21 protein-coding genes are annotated in these 20,784 nt (G+C 67.1%); 18 read left to right on the top strand and 3 right to left on the bottom strand.

Annotation, left to right across the window (positions count from 1 at the left end; all coding sequences use genetic code 11):
- Nucleotides 1-14: 14 nt before the first annotated feature.
- The 5 genes from CY652_RS24865 to CY652_RS14340 all read left to right on the top strand — a co-directional run bounded on the left by CY652_RS24865 (nucleotide 15) and on the right by CY652_RS14340 (nucleotide 5,287).
- Nucleotides 15-950, top strand: coding sequence for a prephenate dehydrogenase (locus CY652_RS24865; RefSeq protein WP_258002323.1), 936 nt, complete (start codon nucleotides 15-17; stop codon nucleotides 948-950).
- Between the two features lie 60 nt (nucleotides 951-1,010).
- Nucleotides 1,011-2,312: a 3-phosphoshikimate 1-carboxyvinyltransferase gene (gene aroA, locus CY652_RS24860; RefSeq protein ID WP_258002322.1), complete on the top strand. Its 1,302-nt coding sequence runs from the start codon at nucleotides 1,011-1,013 to the stop codon at nucleotides 2,310-2,312.
- A gap of 35 nt (nucleotides 2,313-2,347) precedes the next feature.
- The gene (gene cmk, locus CY652_RS14350; protein ID WP_102131361.1) at nucleotides 2,348-3,064 is read left to right on the top strand and encodes a (d)CMP kinase; all 717 of its coding nucleotides are present in this window, start codon (nucleotides 2,348-2,350) and stop codon (nucleotides 3,062-3,064) included.
- A gap of 145 nt (nucleotides 3,065-3,209) precedes the next feature.
- Nucleotides 3,210-4,940, top strand: coding sequence for a 30S ribosomal protein S1 (gene rpsA / locus CY652_RS14345; RefSeq protein WP_102131360.1), 1,731 nt, complete (start codon nucleotides 3,210-3,212; stop codon nucleotides 4,938-4,940).
- 23 nt (nucleotides 4,941-4,963) lie between these two features.
- Nucleotides 4,964-5,287: an integration host factor subunit beta gene (locus tag CY652_RS14340; protein ID WP_102131359.1), complete on the top strand. Its 324-nt coding sequence runs from the start codon at nucleotides 4,964-4,966 to the stop codon at nucleotides 5,285-5,287.
- Here the strand turns inward: CY652_RS14340 and CY652_RS24060 are convergent.
- Nucleotides 5,284-5,475 carry a hypothetical protein gene (locus tag CY652_RS24060; RefSeq protein ID WP_146010109.1) on the bottom strand — a complete coding sequence of 64 codons (192 nt, stop codon included), beginning with the start codon at nucleotides 5,473-5,475 and terminating at the stop codon, nucleotides 5,284-5,286. The genes CY652_RS14340 and CY652_RS24060 overlap by 4 nt on opposite strands.
- Before the next feature lie 44 nt (nucleotides 5,476-5,519).
- Here CY652_RS24060 and CY652_RS14335 point away from each other — a divergent pair, with 44 nt between their 5' ends.
- From CY652_RS14335 to cysM, 7 genes are all read left to right on the top strand, one after another.
- Entirely contained in the window at nucleotides 5,520-5,813 is a 294-nt protein-coding gene (locus CY652_RS14335; RefSeq protein ID WP_102131358.1) for a lipopolysaccharide assembly protein LapA domain-containing protein, read from the top strand.
- 67 nt (nucleotides 5,814-5,880) lie between these two features.
- Entirely contained in the window at nucleotides 5,881-7,056 is a 1,176-nt protein-coding gene (gene lapB, locus CY652_RS14330) for a lipopolysaccharide assembly protein LapB (protein WP_102131357.1), read from the top strand.
- Nucleotides 7,057-7,152: 96 nt separating this feature from the next.
- Nucleotides 7,153-8,547, top strand: coding sequence for a UDP-glucose dehydrogenase family protein (locus CY652_RS14325; protein WP_102131356.1), 1,395 nt, complete (start codon nucleotides 7,153-7,155; stop codon nucleotides 8,545-8,547).
- On the top strand, nucleotides 8,510-9,502 hold the full coding sequence (rfaE1, locus tag CY652_RS14320; protein ID WP_102131355.1) for a D-glycero-beta-D-manno-heptose-7-phosphate kinase: 993 nt from the start codon (nucleotides 8,510-8,512) through the stop codon (nucleotides 9,500-9,502). The genes CY652_RS14325 and rfaE1 overlap by 38 nt, the downstream gene beginning before the upstream one ends.
- A gap of 87 nt (nucleotides 9,503-9,589) precedes the next feature.
- Nucleotides 9,590-10,582, top strand: a complete 993-nt coding sequence (gene rfaD / locus CY652_RS14315; protein WP_102131354.1) for an ADP-glyceromanno-heptose 6-epimerase — start codon at nucleotides 9,590-9,592, stop codon at nucleotides 10,580-10,582.
- An 80-nt stretch (nucleotides 10,583-10,662) separates the two neighbouring features.
- Entirely contained in the window at nucleotides 10,663-11,001 is a 339-nt protein-coding gene (locus tag CY652_RS14310) for a ComEA family DNA-binding protein (RefSeq protein ID WP_102131353.1), read from the top strand.
- Nucleotides 11,002-11,414: 413 nt separating this feature from the next.
- Complete coding sequence (gene cysM / locus CY652_RS14305) at nucleotides 11,415-12,317, top strand: cysteine synthase CysM (protein ID WP_102131352.1); 903 nt, start codon at nucleotides 11,415-11,417, stop codon at nucleotides 12,315-12,317.
- An 87-nt stretch (nucleotides 12,318-12,404) separates the two neighbouring features.
- Here the strand turns inward: cysM and mltB are convergent, their stop codons facing one another.
- On the bottom strand, nucleotides 12,405-13,787 hold the full coding sequence (gene mltB, locus CY652_RS14300) for a lytic murein transglycosylase B (RefSeq protein ID WP_258002321.1): 1,383 nt from the start codon (nucleotides 13,785-13,787) through the stop codon (nucleotides 12,405-12,407).
- 214 nt (nucleotides 13,788-14,001) lie between these two features.
- Between mltB and CY652_RS14295 the strand changes: the two genes are divergently transcribed.
- The 5 genes from CY652_RS14295 to CY652_RS14275 all read left to right on the top strand — a co-directional run bounded on the left by CY652_RS14295 (nucleotide 14,002) and on the right by CY652_RS14275 (nucleotide 18,670).
- Entirely contained in the window at nucleotides 14,002-14,928 is a 927-nt protein-coding gene (locus tag CY652_RS14295; protein WP_102131351.1) for a histone deacetylase family protein, read from the top strand.
- Between the two features lie 199 nt (nucleotides 14,929-15,127).
- The gene (locus CY652_RS14290) at nucleotides 15,128-16,162 is read left to right on the top strand and encodes a methionine ABC transporter ATP-binding protein (protein WP_102131350.1); all 1,035 of its coding nucleotides are present in this window, start codon (nucleotides 15,128-15,130) and stop codon (nucleotides 16,160-16,162) included.
- Complete coding sequence (locus CY652_RS14285) at nucleotides 16,152-16,805, top strand: methionine ABC transporter permease (RefSeq protein ID WP_102131349.1); 654 nt, start codon at nucleotides 16,152-16,154, stop codon at nucleotides 16,803-16,805. The genes CY652_RS14290 and CY652_RS14285 overlap by 11 nt, the downstream gene beginning before the upstream one ends.
- A gap of 151 nt (nucleotides 16,806-16,956) precedes the next feature.
- Nucleotides 16,957-17,706 (top strand): electron transfer flavoprotein subunit beta/FixA family protein, encoded by a 750-nt coding sequence (locus CY652_RS14280; protein WP_102131348.1) that lies wholly within the window; start codon nucleotides 16,957-16,959, stop codon nucleotides 17,704-17,706.
- Between the two features lie 16 nt (nucleotides 17,707-17,722).
- A complete protein-coding gene (locus CY652_RS14275) occupies nucleotides 17,723-18,670 on the top strand; it encodes an electron transfer flavoprotein subunit alpha/FixB family protein (RefSeq protein ID WP_102131347.1) in 948 nt (315 codons plus the stop codon).
- Between the two features lie 146 nt (nucleotides 18,671-18,816).
- Here CY652_RS14275 and CY652_RS14270 read toward each other — a convergent pair whose 3' ends face one another.
- Nucleotides 18,817-20,103 (bottom strand): D-amino acid dehydrogenase, encoded by a 1,287-nt coding sequence (locus tag CY652_RS14270; RefSeq protein WP_102131346.1) that lies wholly within the window; start codon nucleotides 20,101-20,103, stop codon nucleotides 18,817-18,819.
- A gap of 165 nt (nucleotides 20,104-20,268) precedes the next feature.
- Here CY652_RS14270 and CY652_RS14265 point away from each other — a divergent pair, with 165 nt between their 5' ends.
- Complete coding sequence (locus tag CY652_RS14265) at nucleotides 20,269-20,757, top strand: Lrp/AsnC ligand binding domain-containing protein (protein ID WP_102131402.1); 489 nt, start codon at nucleotides 20,269-20,271, stop codon at nucleotides 20,755-20,757.
- Nucleotides 20,758-20,784 lie beyond the last annotated feature (27 nt).

Here is a 20,784-nt window from a genome sequence, read left to right as displayed (position 1 = left end):
CCTTCTTTTTTCATGTGACGCGCGTGAGCGGCTTTTCCTTCAATAAACTGGTGATTTTCGGCGTCGGACTGATCGGCGGATCGCTCGCGCGCGCGCTGCGCGAGCGCGGCGCGCGCGGCGGCCGCGTGATCGGCGTCGGCCGGCACCCGGGGGCGGTCGCGCGCGCGCTCGAACTCGGCGTGATCGACGCGGCGGCGACGCTCGACGACGACGCGGCGCTCGACGACGCGCTCGCGGGCGCCGACGTCGTCCTGCTGGCCGCGCCGGTCGCGCAGACTCGGGCGTTGCTCGAACGCATCGGGCCGCGCCTCGGTGCCGGAACCGTCGTGACCGATGCGGGCAGTACCAAGAGCGACGTCGTCGAGGCCGCGCGCGCGGCGCTGGGCGCACGCAGCGCGCAATTCGTGCCGGGCCATCCGATCGCGGGCCGCGAATCGAGCGGCGTCGACGCAGCGCTGCCGGACCTGTACGTGGGCCGCAACGTCGTGCTGTGTCCGCTGCCCGAGAATCGGCCCGAAGCGGTGGAGCGCGTCGCCGCGATGTGGCGGGCGACGGGAGCCCTGGTCGGCCGGATGCCGGCGGAACAGCACGACCGCGTGTTCGCGGCGGTCAGTCACCTGCCGCATGTATTGTCTTTTGCGCTCGTGGAGCAGATTCTCGGCTCGCCGGACGCCGAACTGAAATTTTCGTTCGCCGCCGGCGGTTTTCGCGATTTCACGCGGATCGCCGCGTCGAGCCCCGAGATGTGGCGCGACATCTGCGTGGCGAACCGCGCGGCGCTGCTGGCGGAGCTCGACGCGTACACCGGCGTGCTCGCGCAGTTGCGCCGGGCTATCGACGAAGCGGACGGCGCCGCGCTCGAAGCGGTGTTCGCGCGCTCGCGCACGGCCCGCGCGGCATGGCGCGAACGCGGCGCGGCCGGCAAGGCGGCCGGCACCCCGGAAAAGTAGGCCATTGCCTTACCCTGCCTGATACATACGACACGACAGACCCTGGACCTCTTTTCGCCCATGGAATACCTCGATCTCGGACCGTTCTCCCGTGCCTCGGGCACGATTCGTCTGCCCGGCTCGAAAAGCATTTCGAACCGGGTGCTGCTGCTCGCCGCGCTGGCCGAAGGCGAAACCACGATCACGAACCTGCTCGACTCCGACGACACCCGGGTCATGCTCGACGCGCTGACGACGCTCGGCATCCGGCTGCGTCGGGACGGCGATACCTGTGTCGTGCCGGGCGCCCGCGGCGCGTTCACCGCGAAGCGGGCCGACCTGTTCCTCGGCAACGCCGGCACGGCGGTGCGGTCGCTCACGGCCGCGCTCGCGGCCAACGGCGGCGAGTACCGGATCCACGGCGTGCCGCGCATGCACGAGCGGCCGATCGGCGACCTCGTCGACGGCTTGCGGCAGATCGGCGCGCAGATCGACTACGAGGGGAAAGAGGGTTATCCGCCGCTGCGCATCCATGCCGCGCCGATTTCCGTCGGCGCGCCGATTCGCGTGCGTGGCGACGTGTCGAGCCAGTTCCTGACCGCGCTGCTGATGACGCTGCCGCTCGTGCGCGGGGACGGCGTGACGGTCATCGAGGTGGACGGCGAGCTGATCTCGAAGCCCTACATCGAGATCACGATCCGGCTCATGGCGCGCTTCGGCGTGACGGTCGAGCGCGAGGAATGGCGACGCTTCATGGTGCCGGCCGGCGTGCGTTACCGCTCGCCGGGCCGGATCATGGTGGAGGGCGACGCGTCCTCGGCGTCGTACTTTCTCGCGGCGGGCGTGCTCGGCGGCGGACCGCTGCGCGTCGAGGGCGTCGGGCGCGCGAGCATCCAGGGCGACGTCGGCTTTGCCGGGGCGCTCGGCCGCATGGGCGCGAACGTGACGATGGCCGACGACTGGATCGAGGTACGCGGCGTCGGCAACGACACCGGCAGGCTCGATCCCATCGACATGGACTTCAACCTGATTCCCGACGCGGCGATGACGATCGCGGTGGCGGCCCTGTTCGCGGACGGCGCGACGACGCTGCGCAACATCGGGAGTTGGCGCGTGAAGGAGACCGACCGGATCGCGGCGATGGCGACCGAGCTGCGCAAGGTCGGCGCGGGGGTGACCGAGGGCGAGGACTACCTGATCGTGAAACCGCCGGCGCGCCTGACGCCGAACGCCGTCATCGACACCTACGACGACCACCGGATGGCGATGTGCTTCTCGCTCGTCAGCCTGGGCGGCGTACCGGTGCGCATCAACGATCCGAAGTGCGTCGGCAAGACGTTCCCCGATTATTTCGAGCGTTTCCTCGAGCTCGCGCAGCCCTGAGCGGCCGGGCAACTGCTTCATCCATCATCCGTCCCATGAAATCGACCCGTCCCTTTCACCCGACTCCCGTCATCGCGATCGACGGCCCGACCGCCTCGGGCAAGGGCACCGTGGCCGCGCTCGTCGCGGCGCAGCTAGGCTTCCATTTACTCGACAGCGGCGCCCTGTACCGGCTCGCGGCGCTCGCGAGCGTGCGCTATGCGGTGTCGCCCGACGACGCCGACGCGCTGGCGAAGCTGATCGACGGCCTTCACATCACGTTCCGCGAGGGGCTGGCGCAACTCGACGGCGCCGACGTATCGGCCGAGATCCGCGCCGAGGCGATCGGCAACCGGGCCTCGGTGATCGCCGCTCACCCGGGCGTGCGCGCCGCGCTGGTGGCGCGGCAGCGTGCGTTCCGCAAGCCGCCGGGGCTCGTCGCCGACGGGCGCGACATGGGCACGGTCATCTTTCCGGACGCAGGGCTGAAGGTGTTTCTGACCGCGAGCGTCGAGGCCCGTGCGGCCCGCAGGCATAAGCAATTGATGCAAAAAGGTTTTTCTGCTAATATAGATGACTTGCTCCGGGATTTGCGCGAGCGCGACGAGCGCGATAGTCAGCGCGCGGCCGCGCCGCTCAAGCCCGCGGCGGATGCAAGGCTGCTCGATACCTCGGCGCTGTCGGCCGACCAGGCGGTCGATCAGGTGGTGCAGTGGTATCAGGCATTACCGGGGGCGGCGCGTCAGCACGACGCCGGCCACCGGCAGCAGTAACCGGCAGTACGAGTACGGCAGTAGGTGCTTCGCGCGAGCGGAGCGTGTTTAAACCCTTTAACCCCGTATGGCTTTCGCGTTCCGGCCGTGAACCCCGCGTTCCGGCATCGTCGCCGGCAAGCGAGCCGGCGAAGCCGCGGAAACCGTGCAAATCCAGATTTTTATGTCCGACCTGCAAACCTCTACCCCGAATACCGAATCTTTCGCGGCTCTGTTCGAAGAGTCGCTGACCCGCCAGGACATGCGCGCCGGCGAAGTCATCTCCGCCGAAGTCGTGCGTGTCGATCACAACTTCGTGGTCGTCAACGCTGGCCTGAAATCCGAGGCCTACATTCCCATCGAGGAATTCCTGAACGACCAGGGCGAGGTTGAGGTTCAGTCGGGCGATTTCGTTTCCGTCGCGATCGACGCGCTCGAAAACGGCTACGGCGACACGATCCTCTCGCGCGACAAGGCCAAGCGCCTCGCGTCGTGGCTGTCGCTCGAAAAGGCGCTCGACAACAATGAACTCGTGACCGGCACGATCACGGGCAAGGTCAAGGGCGGCATGACGGTGATGGTCAACGGCATCCGCGCGTTCCTGCCGGGCTCGCTCGTCGACACGCGTCCCGTCAAGGACACGACGCCGTACGAAGGCAAGACGCTCGAATTCCGCGTCATCAAGCTCGACCGCAAGCGCAACAACGTCGTGCTGTCGCGCCGCGCCGTGATCGAGGCGACCCAGGGCGAGGAGCGCGCGAAGCTGCTCGAGACGCTCAAGGAAGGCGCGATCGTCGAAGGTGTGGTCAAGAACATCACCGACTACGGCGCGTTCGTGGACCTCGGCGGCATCGACGGCCTGCTGCACATCACCGACATCGCCTGGCGCCGCGTGCGTCACCCGAGCGAAGTCCTGTCGGTCGGCCAGGAAGTCACGGCGAAGATCCTCAAGTTCGACCAGGAAAAGAACCGCGTCTCGCTCGGCATCAAGCAACTGGGCGACGATCCGTGGGAAGGCATCTCGCGCCGCTATCCGTCGGGCACGCGCCTCTTCGGCAAGGTCACGAACATTACCGACTACGGCGCGTTCGTCGAAGTCGAATCGGGCATCGAAGGTCTCGTCCACGTTTCGGAAATGGACTGGACCAACAAGAACGTCGCGCCCTCGAAGGTCGTGCAGCTTGGCGACGAAGTCGAAGTCATGGTCCTCGAGATCGACGAAGACCGCCGCCGCATCAGCCTCGGCATGAAGCAGTGCAAGGCGAACCCGTGGGACGACTTCAGCCGTAACTTCAAGAAGGGCGACAAGATCAGCGGCGCGATCAAGTCGATCACCGACTTCGGCGTGTTCATCGGCCTGCCGGGCGGCATCGACGGTCTGGTTCACCTCTCCGACCTGTCGTGGAGCGAGTCGGGCGAAGAAGCCGTGCGCAAGTACAAGAAGGGCGACGAAGTGGAAGCGGTCGTGCTCGGCATCGACGTCGAGAAGGAACGCATTTCGCTCGGCATCAAGCAGCTCGAAGGCGATCCGTTCAGCAACTTCGTGGCCGTGAACGACAAGGGTTCGATCGTCGACGGCACGGTCAAGTCGGTCGACGCCAAGGGCGCCGTGATCCAGTTGAACGCCGACGTCGAAGGCTACCTGCGCGCCTCGGAAATCGCCCAGGACCGCGTGGAAGACGCGCGCAACGTGCTGAAGGACGGTGACAAGGTCAACGCGATGATCATCAACATCGACCGCAAGTCGCGCGGCATCAACCTGTCGATCAAGGCGAAGGATTCGGCCGAGCAACAGGAAGCCATGCGCAGCATCTCCGCCGATACGACCGCGGCGGCGAGCGGCACGACCAACCTCGGCGCGCTGCTGAAGGCCAAGCTCGACGGCCAGAACCAGTAAGCCTCACGGGGGCTCGCTGAAGTATGACCAAATCTGAATTGGTCGCGCAATTGGCTACGCGATTTCCGCAACTCGTCTTGAAGGATGCGGATTTCGCGGTCAAGACGATGCTCGATGCGATGTCCGACGCGTTGGCGAAAGGGCACCGCATCGAAATTCGCGGCTTCGGCAGTTTTGGCCTGAACCGCCGGCCGTCACGGGTCGGACGCAATCCGAAGTCGGGCGAAAAAGTGCTGGTACCCGAGAAGTACGTGCCGCACTTCAAGCCCGGCAAGGAATTGCGCGAGCGCGTGGACCGGCGTTCGGGCGAGCCGCTGAAAGACGACGGACCGGACGACGATATTTAGGCGTCCGCCCGGTCGTCCGGCGGTTGCCGGCGGCCAACGCCAGACGCATGGATCCAGAAAAAGCGCCTTTGCCGGCGCTTTTTTTTCGCCCGTTTGATGACGGTGTTGCCGGCCCATGGCTGCCCGGCGGCGGAGCGTTCATTTACAATACGGGACACTTCGGCGCGGCTGCTGCTGTGGCGCAACATGCCGTCGCGTCGGCTCCGTTTCGCAACTGCCGAGAGACTCGTTCATGAGATTGATTGCCTGGGTGATCCGTGTGCTGGTGTTCGTGCTGCTGCTGGTGCTCGCACTCGCCAACACGCAAACCGCCACGCTGAATTTCCTCGCAGGGTATGCGTGGCAGGCCCCGCTGATCCTGATCGGCCTCGCGTTCTTCGTCGTCGGTCTGCTCGCCGGGCTGCTGTCCGCGTTGCCCGCGCTTTTCAGGCTGCGTCTCGAGAACGGTCGTCTGAAGCGCGATTTGCGTACCGCGCGCGAAACGCCGGCGCCGGTGGTCGAGCCGCCGCTGCCTCCGCTCATCTGACATAAGCTGTCGTTCCCCGCGCGCCGGCCGGCATGCGGGTTCCGTTTTCGCACTCACCGCCGCTCGCATGGATCTCGATTTCTGGTGGCTGCTCGTCATTCCCGTGGCGTTCGCGCTGGGCTGGATGGCGTCGCGCTACGACCTGAAGACGCTTTTGTCCGAAAGCGCCAACCTGCCGCGCTCGTATTTCCGCGGGCTCAATTTCCTGCTCAACGAGCAGCCGGACCAGGCCATCGACGCCTTCATCGAAGTGGCGAAGCTCGACCCCGAAACGGTCGAGCTGCACTTCGCGCTCGGCAATCTGTTCAGGCGGCGCGGCGAAACCGATCGCGCGATTCGCGTGCACCAGAATCTGCTGTCGCGTCCCGACCTGCCCGTGACGGAGCGCGACCATGCGCACTACGAGCTGGGCCAGGATTTCCTGAAGGCCGGCATGCTCGACCGGGCGGAGGAAACCTTCCGTCTGCTCAAGGCCGGCGACTACGCGCTCGGCGCGCAGCGCGCGCTGCTGACGATCTACGAGATCGAGAAGGACTGGAACCGTTCGATCGACACGGCGCGTCAACTGGAGACGATGGGCGCGGCATCGCTCGACCGCGAGATCGCGCAGTTCCATTGCGAACTGGCGCAGGAGGCGCTGCAGCGCAAGCAGCCCGACGAGGCGCGCCGCCAGCTCGCGCTGGCGTTGCAGGCCAATCCGCAGAACGTCAGGGCGACGATCCTCGCCGGCGACGTCGATGCCGCCGCCGGCGCGCCCGAGGCCGCGCTTGCGCAGTGGCGCCGCGTCGAGGAGCAGAACCCGGCCTACCTGCCGCTCGTCGCCGAGAAGGCGATGAAGGTGTGCGAGGCGCTGGGGCGGGCGGACGAGGGCGCCCAGTTGCTGACGTCCTGGGTCGACCGCTATCCGCTCAACGATCTGCTCGACATCGCATACAAGTACGTCGCGTCGCTGCGCGGCATGGAGGCCGCGCACGAACTCGCGCGCGCGCAGATGCAGAAGTCGCCCAACCTCGCGGGCATGTCGCGCCTGCTCGAGGCGCAGCAGGCCAGCGCGGAGGAGCCGCGCCGCGGCGAGCTGGAATTGATGCGTGCGCTTCTGCAACAGCGCACCAAGAATTTGCCACGTTATACATGCCAGAATTGCGGTTTCCGGGCACGTCTTTTCTATTGGCAGTGTCCGGGCTGCAGCGGTTGGGAAACCTATGCGCCGCGCCGCGTCGAACCGGTCCCCGCATCGGGCTGAGCGCTACAGCGGCGCATCCGGCACAGGGGCGAAATTCGTTGCCGGACGGGACTCGCATCCCGGCAAACCGCATCGCACATTATTACCGGAGCGTGTATGAAAATTACCATCGTCGGTACCGGCTATGTCGGGCTCGTGACGGGCGCGTGCCTGGCCGAGATCGGCCACGACGTTTTTTGTCTCGACGTCGATCCGCGCAAGATCGACATCCTGAACAGCGGCGGCGTGCCGATTCACGAGCCGGGCCTGCAGGAGATCATCGCGCGCAATCGCGCGGCCGGGCGCATCGTGTTCTCGACGGACGTCGAAGCGAGCGTCGAGCACGGCGAAGTGCAGTTCATCGCCGTGGGTACGCCGCCCGACGAGGACGGCTCCGCCGACCTGCAATACGTGCTCGAAGCGGCGCGCAATGTCGGCCGCTACATGAACGACTTCAAGGTGATCGTCGATAAGTCGACGGTGCCGGTCGGCACGGCGCGGCGCGTGCAGGCCGTCGTGGCCGAGGCGCTCGAGCGGCGCGGCGTGCCGCACCGCTTCTCGGTCGTGTCGAATCCCGAGTTTCTCAAGGAAGGCGCGGCGGTCGAGGACTTCATGCGCCCGGATCGCATCGTGATCGGCAGCGACGGGGACGAGAACGGGCTCGTCGCGCGCGAGAAGATGAAGCGGCTCTACGCGCCGTTCAACCGCAACCACGAGCGCACGCTCTACATGGACGTGCGCTCGGCCGAATTCACCAAGTACGCGGCGAACGCAATGCTGGCCACGCGCATCTCGTTCATGAACGAGATGGCGAACCTGGCCGAGCGCGTCGGCGCGGACATCGACGCCGTCCGGCGCGGCATCGGCTCGGACCCGCGCATTGGCTATCACTTCCTGTACGCCGGCTGCGGCTACGGCGGCTCGTGCTTTCCGAAGGACGTCCAGGCGCTGATCCGCACGGCTGCCGGAATCGGCCAGAACCTGCGCATTCTCGAAGCGGTCGAGGACGTCAACCAGGACCAGAAGCAGGTACTGGTCGGCAAGATCGTGGGCACGCTCGGCGAGGACCTGAGCGGCCGCGCGTTCGCGGTCTGGGGACTCTCGTTCAAGCCCAATACCGACGACATGCGCGAGGCGTCGAGCCGCCGCGTGATCGCGGAGCTGCTCGCGCGCGGCGCCACGGTGCGCGCCTACGACCCGGTCGCGACCGAGGAGGCGCGGCGCGTGTTCGGCCTCGATCTGGCCGGCAAGCCGGAGCATCTCGCCCGGCTGCACTTCGCCTCGACCCAGGACGAGACCCTGACCGGCGCGGATGCGCTCGTCGTCGTGACGGAATGGAAGGAGTTCAAGGCGCCGGACTTCGCCCATCTGAAGGCCGTGCTCAAGTCGCCGCGCATCTTCGACGGACGCAACCTGTACGAGCCCGAAGCGATGGCGGAGCTCGGCATTGACTATCACTCGATCGGACGGCCCCATGCCCAGTTCGCAACCCACCCGGCGCCCGCAGCCTGACGCCGCGGCGAGCGTGCCCGAAGTCGTCCAGGTGCCGCGCGCGCGGCTCGCCGGCGCACGGGTGCTGATCGTGGGCGACGTGATGCTCGACCGCTACTGGTTCGGCGACGTCAACCGCATTTCGCCCGAAGCGCCGGTGCCGGTCGTGCACGTGCAGCGCCAGGAGGATCGCCTCGGCGGCGCGGCCAACGTGGCGCGCAACGCGGTGGCGCTCGGCGCGCAGGCCGGGCTCCTGTGCGTGGTCGGACACGACGAGCCGGGCGAGCGCATCGTCGAGCTGCTCGGCGACAGCGGCGTGCAGGCGCATCTGGAGCGCGATCCCGCCTTGCCGACCACTATCAAGCTGCGCGTGCTTTCGCGCCAGCAGCAACTGCTGCGCGTCGATTTCGAGAACACGCCGGCGCACGAGGTGCTGCTCGCGGGGCTCGCGCGCTTCGACGCGCTGCTGCCCGACCACGACGTCGTGCTGATGTCCGACTACGCGAAGGGCGGCCTCACGCACGTCACGCAGATGGTCGCGAACGCGCGCGCGGCCGGCAAGGCTGTGCTCGTGGACCCGAAGGGCGACGACTGGGAGCGTTATCGCGGCGCCACGGTCATCACGCCGAATCGCGCGGAGCTGCGCGAGGTCGTCGGCACCTGGAAGTCGGACGACGACCTGCTCGCGCGCGTGACGCGTCTGCGTCGCGAGCTGGAACTGTCCGCCTTGCTGCTCACGCGCTCGGAAGAGGGCATGACGCTCTTCTCCGACGACGGGGTGCTGCACGCGCCGGCCGTCGCACGCGAAGTGTATGATGTGTCGGGCGCCGGCGACACCGTGATCGCCACGCTGGCGGTCATGCTGGGCGCGGGTCTGCCGCTTGTGCAGGCAGTCGCGCTGGCGAACCGCGCGGCCGGCATCGTGGTCGGCAAGCTCGGCACCGCCACCGTCGATTACGACGAACTCTTTCACTGACACCGGCGCCGCCCGTCATCCTCCGGCCGTGCAGACGCGCGGCGCGAGGGACGGCGCGGCGCGTTTTCCATCTATCGCAGGACGATCATGACTCTCATCGTCACCGGTGCGGCCGGCTTCATCGGCAGCAATCTCGTCAAGGCCCTCAACGAGCGCGGCGAAGACCGCATCATCGCCGTCGACAACCTGACCCGGGCGGACAAGTTCCGGAATCTCGTCGATTGCGAGATCGTCGACTATCTCGACAAGACGGAATTCGTCGAGCGTTTCGTGCGCGGCGACTTCGGCCGCGTGCGCGCGGTTTTCCACGAAGGCGCGTGCTCGGACACGATGGAAACCGACGGCCGCTACATGATGGACAACAACTTTCGTTACAGCCGGGCTGTGCTCGACGCCTGCCTCGCGCAGCGCGCGCAGTTCCTGTACGCATCGTCGGCGGCGATTTACGGCGGGTCGAGCCGTTTCGTCGAAGATCGCGAGGTAGAAGCGCCGTTGAACGTGTACGGCTATTCGAAATTCCTGTTCGACCAGGTGATCCGGCGCGTGCTGCCGGGCTCGCCGAGCCAGATCGCGGGTTTTCGCTATTTCAACGTGTACGGGCCGCGCGAAACGCACAAGGGGCGCATGGCGTCGGTCGCGTTTCACAACTTCAACCAGTTTCGCGCCGAAGGGCGCGTCAAGCTGTTCGGCGAATACAACGGCTATGCGCCGGGCGAGCAGACGCGCGATTTCGTGTCGGTCGAGGACGTCGTGAAGGTGAACCTGCATTTCTTCGAGCATCCGGAGAAGAGCGGCATCTTCAACCTCGGCAGCGGCCGCGCGCAGCCGTTCAACGACATCGCGAGCACGGTCGTCAATACGCTGCGCGTGCTCGGCGGCGAGACGCCGCTCGCGCTCGAGGAGCAGGTCCAGCGCGGGCTTATCGAATACGTGCCGTTTCCCGACGCGCTGCGCGGCAAGTACCAGTGCTTCACGCAGGCCGATCAGACGAGGCTGCGCGCGGCGGGCTACGACGCGCCGTTCCTGACGGTGCAGGAAGGCGTGGACCGTTACGTGCGCTGGCTGTCCGGCCAGGTGTGATTCGCGGGCGGTACTTTCTACACTGGGGTCTCCTGGCCGGCGGCAGTCGCCGGCCAGTTGTTCCAGGGAGATCCGCAATCATGTTCAGAAAACTGCTCGCAGCGGCCTTGTTGCTTGCCGCATTCGGCCACGCCTTCGCTGCATTGGACGTCAACACGGCCGGCGAGGATGCGCTGCTCGGCATCAAGGGCATCGGTCCCGCCCGCGCGAAGGCCATTCTCACCGAACGCGAGGCACACGGTCCGTTCAAGGACGCGGGCGACTTCGGAAAGCGGGTCAAGGGAATGGGCGGCCATACGGTCGAGCGTCTGCAGGCCGAAGGGCTGAGCTTCGGTCCGGGGGCTCCGGCCGCTTCTTCTGGCGTCAAGGCGGCGGTGGCCGGGCAGGCTCACGCGCCGTCGGTGACGGCGAAGAAGTAGCGTCCGTCTGTTACCGGGATGCGCGTAACGGCGGCGCCCGGCACGGACATTCCCCGTCGCGGGCGCATGGGTTCCCGTATGGGTTCCCGCATCGGTTTTTCCACCAGCTTTCCTTTTTGTTTCCCCGTATCGGCTCCTTCAGTCGCCGCTGAGGCGGCGCTTGCCCGCGGCCCGCGCCGCGGGTTTTTTTGCATGCGGTGCGCGACCACGGTTCCCGTTCACTATTTGCGTGGTTTGTGCCGCGCCCGCACAGCGGAAGCGGATTTGCAACGCAATACCGGCCCGGCGCGAATGCTGCGCTGCACGCGGGCTGCGCCGAGAGTGCCCGGCCCCGCCCGCGTGCCGGGTGGTTTAGAATCGGACGATCGAGAATCTGCGCGACGCATACGCGACGCGTCCCACCGTTACGACCTATGCCATACCAGACCATTGAAGACACGATCGGCAACACGCCGCTCGTGCAACTCGTCCGTCTGCCCGACGACGAAATCCGCAGCCGCAACAACATCATTCTCGGCAAGCTGGAGGGCAACAATCCCGCGGGCTCGGTGAAGGACCGTCCGGCGCTGTCGATGATCAAGAAGGCCGAGCAGCGCGGCCGCATCAAGCCCGGCGATACGCTGATCGAGGCGACGAGCGGCAATACCGGCATCGCGCTCGCGATGGCCGCCGCGCTGCGCGGCTACAAGATGGTGCTCATCCTGCCCGAGGATCTGTCGGTCGAGCGCCGCCAGAGCATGGCGGCTTACGGCGCGCAGATTCTGCTCACGCCCGTGAAGGGCGGCATGGAGTACGCGCGCGACCTCGCCGAGCAGATGCAGCGCGACGGCAAGGGCATCATCCTCGACCAGTTCGCCAATCCCGACAATCCGGTCGCGCACTACGAAGGCACCGGGCCCGAAATCTGGCGCGACACGGAAGGCCGTGTGACGCACTTCGTCTCGTCGATGGGCACGACCGGCACGATCATGGGCGTGTCGCAGTATCTGAAGGAGCAGAACGGGGCCATCGAGATCGTCGGCGCGCAACCCGAAGAGGGCTCGCGCATTCCGGGCATCCGCAAGTGGCCGGAAGCCTACCTGCCGAAGATTTTCGATCGCAGCCGCGTCGATCGCGTGGAAAACGTGAGTCAGGCCGCCGCCGAAGCGATGGCGCGCCGCCTCGCCTCGGTCGAAGGCATTTTCGCGGGCATTTCGTCGGGCGGCGCGTGCGAAGTTGCGCTGCGCATCGCGCGTCAGGTCGAGAATGCGACGATCGTGTTCATCGTCTGCGATCGCGGCGACCGATATCTCTCGACGGGCGTGTTTCCCGCCTGATTTCGCTCTCCGCTTTCGTTCTCCATACGGACGACGGGCCGCGGTAACGCGGCCCGTCGTTCTTTGCCGGTTCCGGCCGATATTCGATTAGTACGGTTGCGTGCCGGGGACGGCGGGCGCGGCCGGTGCGGCCGGCGCGAAGGCGGGGCCGGGCGGCTGGGTCGGCAGGCCCGTGGCGGGGGTGTTCATGCCGGGCATGGCGGTGGGTGCCGGAGCGGGGGGCGGCGCCGTCGGCACGCCCGGAGCGATGCCAGGGGTTCCCGCCGCTACGCCGTTGGACGATCCGACGCCCGTATCCGGTTCGGTCGCGAGCATCTGCGCCTTGATGCGCATGCCGAGCTCGTAGACGGCCATCGCATAGAAGAAGCTGCGGTTGTAGCGCGTCAGCGCGTAAAAATTCTGCAGGCCCAGCACGTACCGGGTCGGCAGGCCCGGCGTCGGCAGGTCGACGACCGTGACCGGCGTGCCGGCTTCCGCGTGAGTGTCGAGGCCCGGCTCGTTGAGCAGGAGCCCCGAACGCAGCAGTTGCTCAAGCGGCCAGTGCGGCGCCGGCTGGCCGTCGGCGGCCGCCTGGGCGATGCCCTGGCTGCCGGGATCGTCGGCGATGTGCCAGATGACGGGCCGGCCCGTTTCCCAGCCGTTCTGCTTCAGATAATTCGCCACGCTGCCGATCGCGTCGGCCGCGCTCGTGCGCAGGTCGATCTGTTTCGTGCCGTCGTAATCGACCGCGTACTGGACGATGCTGCTCGGCAGGAATTGCGGAATGCCGATCGCGCCGGTGTAGGAGCCGAACACCGTCGTCGGGTCGATCTGCGCGTCGCGCGTCCAGACGAGATAGTCCTCGAGATTCTTGCGGAACGTCGCCATCCGGTCGGCGCGATTGGGCGTGTTCGGGTAGTCGAACGAAAGCGTCGTCAGCGCGTCGATCACGCGGAAATTGCCCATGTAGCGGCCGTAGATCGTCTCGATGCCGAGAATGCCGACGATCACCTCGGGCGGCACGCCGTACTGGTCGTAGGCGCGCTGCAGGGCCGCCTGGTTCGCGCGCCAGAAGCGCACGCCCGCGTTGATGCGCACGGGGTCGAGGAAACGCGACTCGTAGGCGTACCAGTTCTTGATGTGCGGCGCCGGCGCGGGCGTGACGAACTTGACGGCCGTCGCCGAGTAGTTGACGCCCGCGAAGAGCGTGTGCAGCGCGGTCGGGTCGAAGTCGTAGCGCGCCACCATGTCGTTGATGAACGCGTCGACGTCCGGGTTGTTCGCGTAACGCTGCGGGATGATCTCTTCCTCGAACGTCTGGCCGTGCGGAACCGAGGGCTGCGGCTGGGCCTGGGCGAGGAGTTGCGGCTGGGGAACGGTCGTCTGCGCGAAAGCGCGGCCCGGCCACCCCGGCAGGGCCGCGCAAAGCGCGATGGCAAGAGTCGTGGTGCGCAGGCGGCCGGATGCTGACGGGGCGAACTTGAGCGTCATGAGATGCGGGGTGGGCTGTGCGAAGTTGGGTCCGGGCCAGTATACCCGAGCATGCCGCCGCTGCCCGCGCGGGCCCGTGCCGACCGGGCTTTCGCCGCGGGTTGGCCGGGACGCTGTGGTAACGTGGGCATTGCTCGCGTACCGGGCGACGCGCTACGGAGGACGACCTGCGGCCCACGCCCCGACGGCGGCCGGCACGCAGCATGAACGACCCATGACCACAGGCTATTTTTCCCACCCCGACTGTCTGCTGCACGAGATGGGCCCGTGGCATCCCGAGTGTCCGGCGCGCCTGCAGGCGATCGAGGACCAACTGATCGCAAGCCGCGTCGACGTGCTGATCGAGCGCGACGATGCCGCGCCGCTCGCCGGCGAGGCCGATCTGCTGCGCGTGCATACCCGGGCCCATCTCGACTTCATCCGCAACAGCGCGCCGCAGCAGGGCTACACGGCGCTCGATTCCGACACGCTGATGAATCCCCGCACGATGCAGGCCGCGTTGCGCGCGGCGGGCATCGCCTTGGCCGCCACCGACGCCGTGATCGCGGGCCGCTACGAAAACGCCTTCTGCAGCGTGCGGCCGCCGGGACATCATGCCGGGCCGGCCCAGGCCATGGGCTTCTGTTTTTTCAACAACGTCGCGGTGGCCGCGCGACACGCGCTCGACGTGCACGGTCTCGCGCGCGTGGCGATCGTCGACTTCGACGTGCATCACGGAAACGGGACCGAGGCGGTCTTTGCCGGCGATCCGCGCGTGCTGATGTGCAGCTTTTTCCAGCACCCGTTCTATCCGTTCTCGGGCGCGGACAACCCGGCGCCGAACATGGTTAACGTGCCGATGTCGGCGCGCACGAAGGGCCAGGAAGTGCGCGAGGCGGTCGAGCGGCAGTGGTTGCCGCGACTGCACGCGTTTCAGCCGGAGATGGTGTTCATCTCGGCCGGGTTCGACGCGCATCGCGAGGACGACCTTGGCAACATGGGCCTCGTCGAGGACGACTTTGCGTGGATGACCGACCAGGTGAGCGGGATCGCCGCGCGTTACGCGAAAGGGCGCATCGTGAGCTGCCTTGAAGGCGGCTACAACCTGTCGGCGCTGGGCCGCTCGGTCGTCGCCCATCTGCGCGCGCTGGCCGGCATCTGATGTTTGATACCCGATGCTTAATTTATCTGCGTTATGAAATTATCTTGATTGATTATTAAAAGGAATGAGGCGGCTCCCGTAGAATGAGCGGCCCGATATCCAGTCAAGCAACGGCGGTTGTCTGCCGGCGTTCCGGCATCCTGGCGTCCGTGCGTTACGCCGACCGGGGCGCGGTGCATCCGCCGTTTCCTTTTTCCCCATGATCGAACTCCGCAATGTGTCGCAGCGGTTCGCCAGCCCAAAAGGCTGGATCGAAGCGCTGCACGACGTCAACCTGACGATCCCGCCTGGTGAAGTGTTCGGCATCATCGGCCGCAGCGGGGCCGGCAAGAGCACGCTGGTGCGCACGATCAACCTGCTCACGCGGCCGAGCGAAGGCGACATCGTCGTGAACGGCCGCACGCTCACCTCGCTGCCGCCCGGCGCGCTGCGCGAGGCGCGGCGCGAAATCGGCATGATCTTCCAGCACTTCAACCTGCTGTCGTCGCGCACCGTGTTCGGGAATGTGGCGCTGCCGCTCGAGCTGGCCGGCATGAAGCGCGCGCAGATCGAGGCGGCGGTGTTGCCGCTGCTGGATCTCGTCGGCCTTTCGGCGCAGCGCGACCGCTATCCGGCGCAGATCAGCGGCGGCCAGAAGCAGCGCGTGGGCATCGCCCGCGCGCTCGCGAGCCGGCCGAAGGTGCTGCTCTCCGACGAGGCCACGTCCGCGCTCGATCCCGAGACGACCCGGGCCATTCTCGAACTGCTGCGGCGGATCAATCGCGAACTGGGCCTGACGGTCGTGCTCATCACGCACCAGATGGAGGTCATCAAGCAGGTCTGCGATCGCGTCGCCGTGCTCGACGCCGGCCGCGTGGTCGAGCAGGGGCCCGTCATCGACGTGTTCCTGCAACCGCGCCACGAAGTGACGCGCGCGCTGCTCGGCGACGTGATCGCGCAGGAGCTGCCGCCGGCGCTCAAGGCGCGCGTGGCGGAGAAGCTCAAGAGCGGCGGCGGCCATCTGCTGCGCCTCGCGTTCTCCGGCACGGGCGTGGACGATCCCGTGCTCTCGGAGACGATCCGGCGCTTCGAGCTCGACTTCAATATCCTGCACGGCCAGATCGACGAGATCCAGGGGCAGGCGTTCGGCTCGCTCGCGGTGCTGGCGGGCGGCGCACCGCTCAGGGTCGCCGAGGCGATGACGTGGCTGCGCGAGCGGGGCGTCGTGGTGGAGGAGCTGTCCCATGTGGAATGAAATGTTCGGGATGTTCGTGGAGTCGTTCTGGGAGACGCTCGTGATGGTCGGCATCTCCGGGCTCGCGGGCGCCTGCATCGGCCTGCCGCTCGGCGTGCTGCTCTACCTGAGCGCCCGCCAGGGCGTGCTGCAGAACCTCGCGCTGAACCGGGCGCTCGGCGTGGTCGTCAATGCGGTGCGCTCGACGCCGTTCATCATCCTGCTCGTCGCGGTGATTCCGTTCACGCGTCTCGTGGTCGGCACCTCGATCGGGACGGCCGCGGCGATCGTGCCGCTCACCATTTCGGCCGCGCCGTTCATCGCGCGGCTCGTGGAGACGGCGCTGCGCGAAGTCGATCGCGGGCTCGTCGAGGCGGCCCAGGCGATGGGCGCGAGCACGCGGCAGATCGTGTTCAAGGTGCTGCTGCCCGAGTCGCTGCCCGGCATTATTGCGGGGCTCACGATCACGTTCGTCTCGCTCGTCGGCTATTCGGCGATGGCCGGCGCGATCGGCGGCGGCGGGCTCGGCGACCTCGGCATCCGCTACGGCTATCAGCGGTTTCTGCCGCAGGTGATGCTGGCCGTCGTGCTGATCCTGATCGTGTTCGTGCAGCTCGTGCAGTCGTTCGGGGACTGGATCGTGCGGCGCCTGAGCCATCGGTAGGCCGGCGTTCGATCCGCATGATCGTTCCCCCTGTCCCGCCGGAACGACGGGACGCCGCCCGGGCTGCGGATTGCCCGACGGAGGGCGGCGCGTCCGGGGCGGTCGTTATAATGTCCGCCAGATGACGTATCCGTAACTTGGGAGTAGGTGGATGAAGATTCTTGTGCCTGTAAAGCGGGTGGTGGACTACAACGTGAAGGTGCGCGTGAAGGCGGACGGGAGCGGAGTAGACATCGCGAACGTGAAAATGTCGATGAACCCGTTCGACGAGATCGCGGTGGAAGAGGCGGTGCGGCTGAGGGAGGCGGGCGTGGCGACGGAGGTGATCGCGGTGTCGGCTGGGGTCGCGCAGGCGCAGGAGACGCTGCGCACGGCGCTGGCGATCGGCGCGGACCGCGCGATTCTGGTCGAGACGAACGAGGAGCTTCAGCCGCTGGCGGTCGCGAAGCTGCTCAGGGCGCTGGTGGAGCGCGAGCAGCCGCAACTGGTGATTCTGGGCAAACAGGCGATCGACGACGACGCGAACCAGACCGGGCAGATGCTGGCGGCGCTGGCGGAACTGCCGCAGGCGACGTTCGCCTCGAAGGTGACGGTGGCCGACGGGCGGGCGACGGTGACGCGCGAGGTGGACGGGGGTTCGGAGACGCTGTCGCTTGCGCTGCCGGCGGTGGTGACGACGGACCTGAGGCTGAACGAGCCGCGCTACGTGACGCTGCCGAACATCATGAAGGCGAAGAAGAAGCCGCTGGAGACGGTGAAGCCGGAGGACCTGGCGGTGGACGTGAAGCCGCGGCTGAAGACGCTGAAGGTATCGGAGCCGGCGCAGCGGGCCGCGGGGGTGAAGGTGGCGGATGCGAAGGCGCTGGTGGAGAAGCTGAAGACCGAAGCGAAGGTGCTGTGAGGGGAGGCGGAAAGAAATGACGATTCTGGTGATAGCGGAACACGATGGCGCGTCGGTGAAGGCGGCGACGCTGAACGCGGTGGCGGCGGCGCAGCAGATCGGCCGGGCCGGCGGCGGCGAGGTGCACGTGGTGGTGGCCGGCCATAACGCGCGGGGCGCGGCGGAGGCGGCGTCGAAGATCGCGGGCGTGGCGAAGGTGCTGCTGGCGGATGCGCCGCAACTGGAGGCGCAACTGGCGGAGGAGGTGTCGGCGACGGTGCTGGGGGTGGCGGGGGGGTACTCGCACCTTCTGGCGGCGGCGTCGGCATGGGGGAAGAACGTGACGCCGCGGGTCGCGGCGAGGCTGGACGTGGCGCAGGTGAGCGAGATCACGGCGGTGGTGGATGCCGGCACGTTCGAGCGGCCGGTGTACGCGGGCAACGCGATCGCGACGGTGCAGTCGTCGGACGCGGTGAAGGTGGTGACGGTGCGCACGACGGCGTTCGACGCGGCGGCGGCCGAAGGCGGCAGCGCGCCGATTGAAAGCATCGAGGCGGCGGCGGAGAGCGGGCTGTCGCGGTTCGTGAGCCGTGAGGTGACGAAGCTGGAGCGTCCGGAGCTGACGAGCGCGGCGATCGTGGTGTCGGGCGGTCGCGGGCTGGGCAGCGGGGAGCAGTACGTGCAGGTGCTGGAGCCGCTGGCGGACAAACTGGGCGCGGCGCTGGGGGCGTCGCGGGCGGCGGTGGACGCGGGGTACGTGCCGAACGACTACCAGGTGGGCCAGACGGGGAAGATCGTAGCGCCGCAGTTGTACATTGCGGTGGGGATTTCGGGGGCGATCCAGCATCTGGCGGGAATGAAGGACTCGAAGGTGATCGTGGCGATCAACAAGGACGCGGAGGCGCCGATCTTCGGAGTGGCGGACTACGGGATCGTGGGGGATCTGTTCACGGTCGTGCCCGAGCTCGTCGCCGCGCTCGGGTGAGGACCGACGTCGTCGGGTAGCGGATGAAAGAGGGGCGCGCAGTTCGAACTGCGTGCCTCTTTCTTTTTCGCGCCATCAAAGAAGACGGCACGCCTTGGCGTGCCGTCTTTGCATCTGGCTGCGATCCGCCGTCGCTTACTTACTACTTACGCATAGGCCGGCCGGTGCGTGCCGCCCGTTTCGCCGAGGTAGCGATGGACCGACAGGTCGTCGGCCTTGATGGCCGGTTGCTTGCCCGACATCAGGTCGGCGAGCAACTGGCCCGAGCCGCACGACATCGTCCAGCCGAGCGTGCCATGACCCGTATTCAGGAAGAGGTTCGCGAGCGGCGTGCGGCCGACGATCGGCGTGCCGTCTGGCGTCATGGGGCGCAGACCGGTCCAGAACGTAGCCTTCGACGTGTCGCCGCCGCCCGGGAACAGATCGTTCACGCACATCTCGAGCGTTTCGCGGCGCGCCGCGCGCAGCGACTTGTCGAAGCCGACGATCTCCGCCATGCCGCCCACGCGGATGCGCGAGTCGAAGCGCGTGATCGCGATCTTGTAGGTCTCGTCGAGCACGGTCGAGACCGGCGCGGCCTGAGGATCGACGATCGGCGCCGTGATCGAATAGCCCTTGAGCGGATAGACCGGAATCTTCACGATGCGCGAGAGCATCTGCGTCGAGTACGAGCCGAGCGCCACGACGAACGCGTCGGCGCGCACGAGCTCGCTGCCGCACTGCACGCCGGCGAGGCGGTCGCCCGTCACGGCGAGGCCGTCGATCGGCATGCCGTAGCGAAAACGCACGCCGAGCCCTTCGGCGAGCGCCGCGAGACGCGTCGTGAAGAGCTGGCAATCGCCCGTTTCGTCGCCGGGCAGTCGCAGCCCGCCGGTCAGCTTGTGCGAGACGGCGGCCAGCGCCGGTTCGGCGCGCGCGAGTTCGGCCGGCGCGAGCAGTTCGTAGGGGACGTTCGCGTCCTCGAGCACGGCGATGTCCTTGGCCGCGCCGTCGAGCTGCTGCTGCGTGCGGAACACCTGGAGCGTGCCGCCCGTGCGGCCTTCGTACTGGAGACCCGTCTCGGCGCGCAGCGCCTGCAGGCAATCGCGGCTGTATTCGGCGAGCCGCACCATGCGGCCCTTGTTCACCGAGTAGCGTTCGGCCGTGCAGTTCTGCAGCATCTGCCACATCCACTGTAGCTGGAACCGCGAGCCGTCGAGCCGGACGGCGAGCGGCGCGTGCTTCTGGAACATCCACTTGACGGCCTTCAGCGGCACGCCCGGCGCGGCCCAGGGGGCGGCATAGCCGGGCGAGATCTGCCCGGCGTTCGCAAAGCTGGTTTCGAGCGCGGGACCGGTCTCCCGGTCGATCACCGTCACTTCATGGCCCGCGCGCGCGAGGTACCAGGCGCTCGTCACGCCGACCACACCGCTGCCCAATATCACGATTCGCATAGTCCACTCCCCGTTGAGCGAGTCCGCCAGACCGGCTTCTGTGGCCCGGCGCCCCATGGCAACCGGGAAAACACGAAATATGCGGTGTGGCCAGTAATAAGCGCTATGCTATTGTCGGTAATCTAGGTTTTGTTATTGTATTTTTCGGAAATTCAGAAAAATTTCATGCGTACCCAGCGCCAGCCTGTCCGCACCCTCGACCGGCTCGATCACCGCATCCTCAAACTGCTCCAGCAGGACGGCCGCATGGCCATGAAGGATCTGGCCGAACAGGTCGGCCTGTCGGTCACGCCCTGCATCGAGCGGGTCAAGCGCATGGAACGCGACGGCGTCATCACCGGCTATTACGCGCGCGTGAATCCGGCGATGCTCGGCTCGGCGCTGCTGGTGTTCGTCGAGATCACGCTCGACCACAAGAGCGGCAACATGTTCGACCAGTTTCGCCGCGAGGTGCAGAAAATCCCTGAAGTGCTCGAATGTCACCTCGTGTCGGGCGACTTCGACTATCTGATCAAGGCCCGCATCCGCGAGATGGCGGACTACCGCAAGCTGCTCGGCGACATCCTGCTGCAGTTGCCGGGCGCGGTGCAGTCGAAGAGCTACGTGGTGATGGAAGAGATCAAGGAGTCGATGACGATCGCCGTTAGCGAGTAGTCGCGCCGGCCCGGCGGCCGGGGCTCG

It is taken from the genome of Burkholderia sp. WAC0059, assembly GCF_002870125.1.
GTDB lineage: Bacteria > Pseudomonadota > Gammaproteobacteria > Burkholderiales > Burkholderiaceae > Paraburkholderia.
The sequence above is the reverse complement of the archived record's forward strand: the minus strand, read 5'-3'. Positions and strand labels throughout refer to the sequence as shown.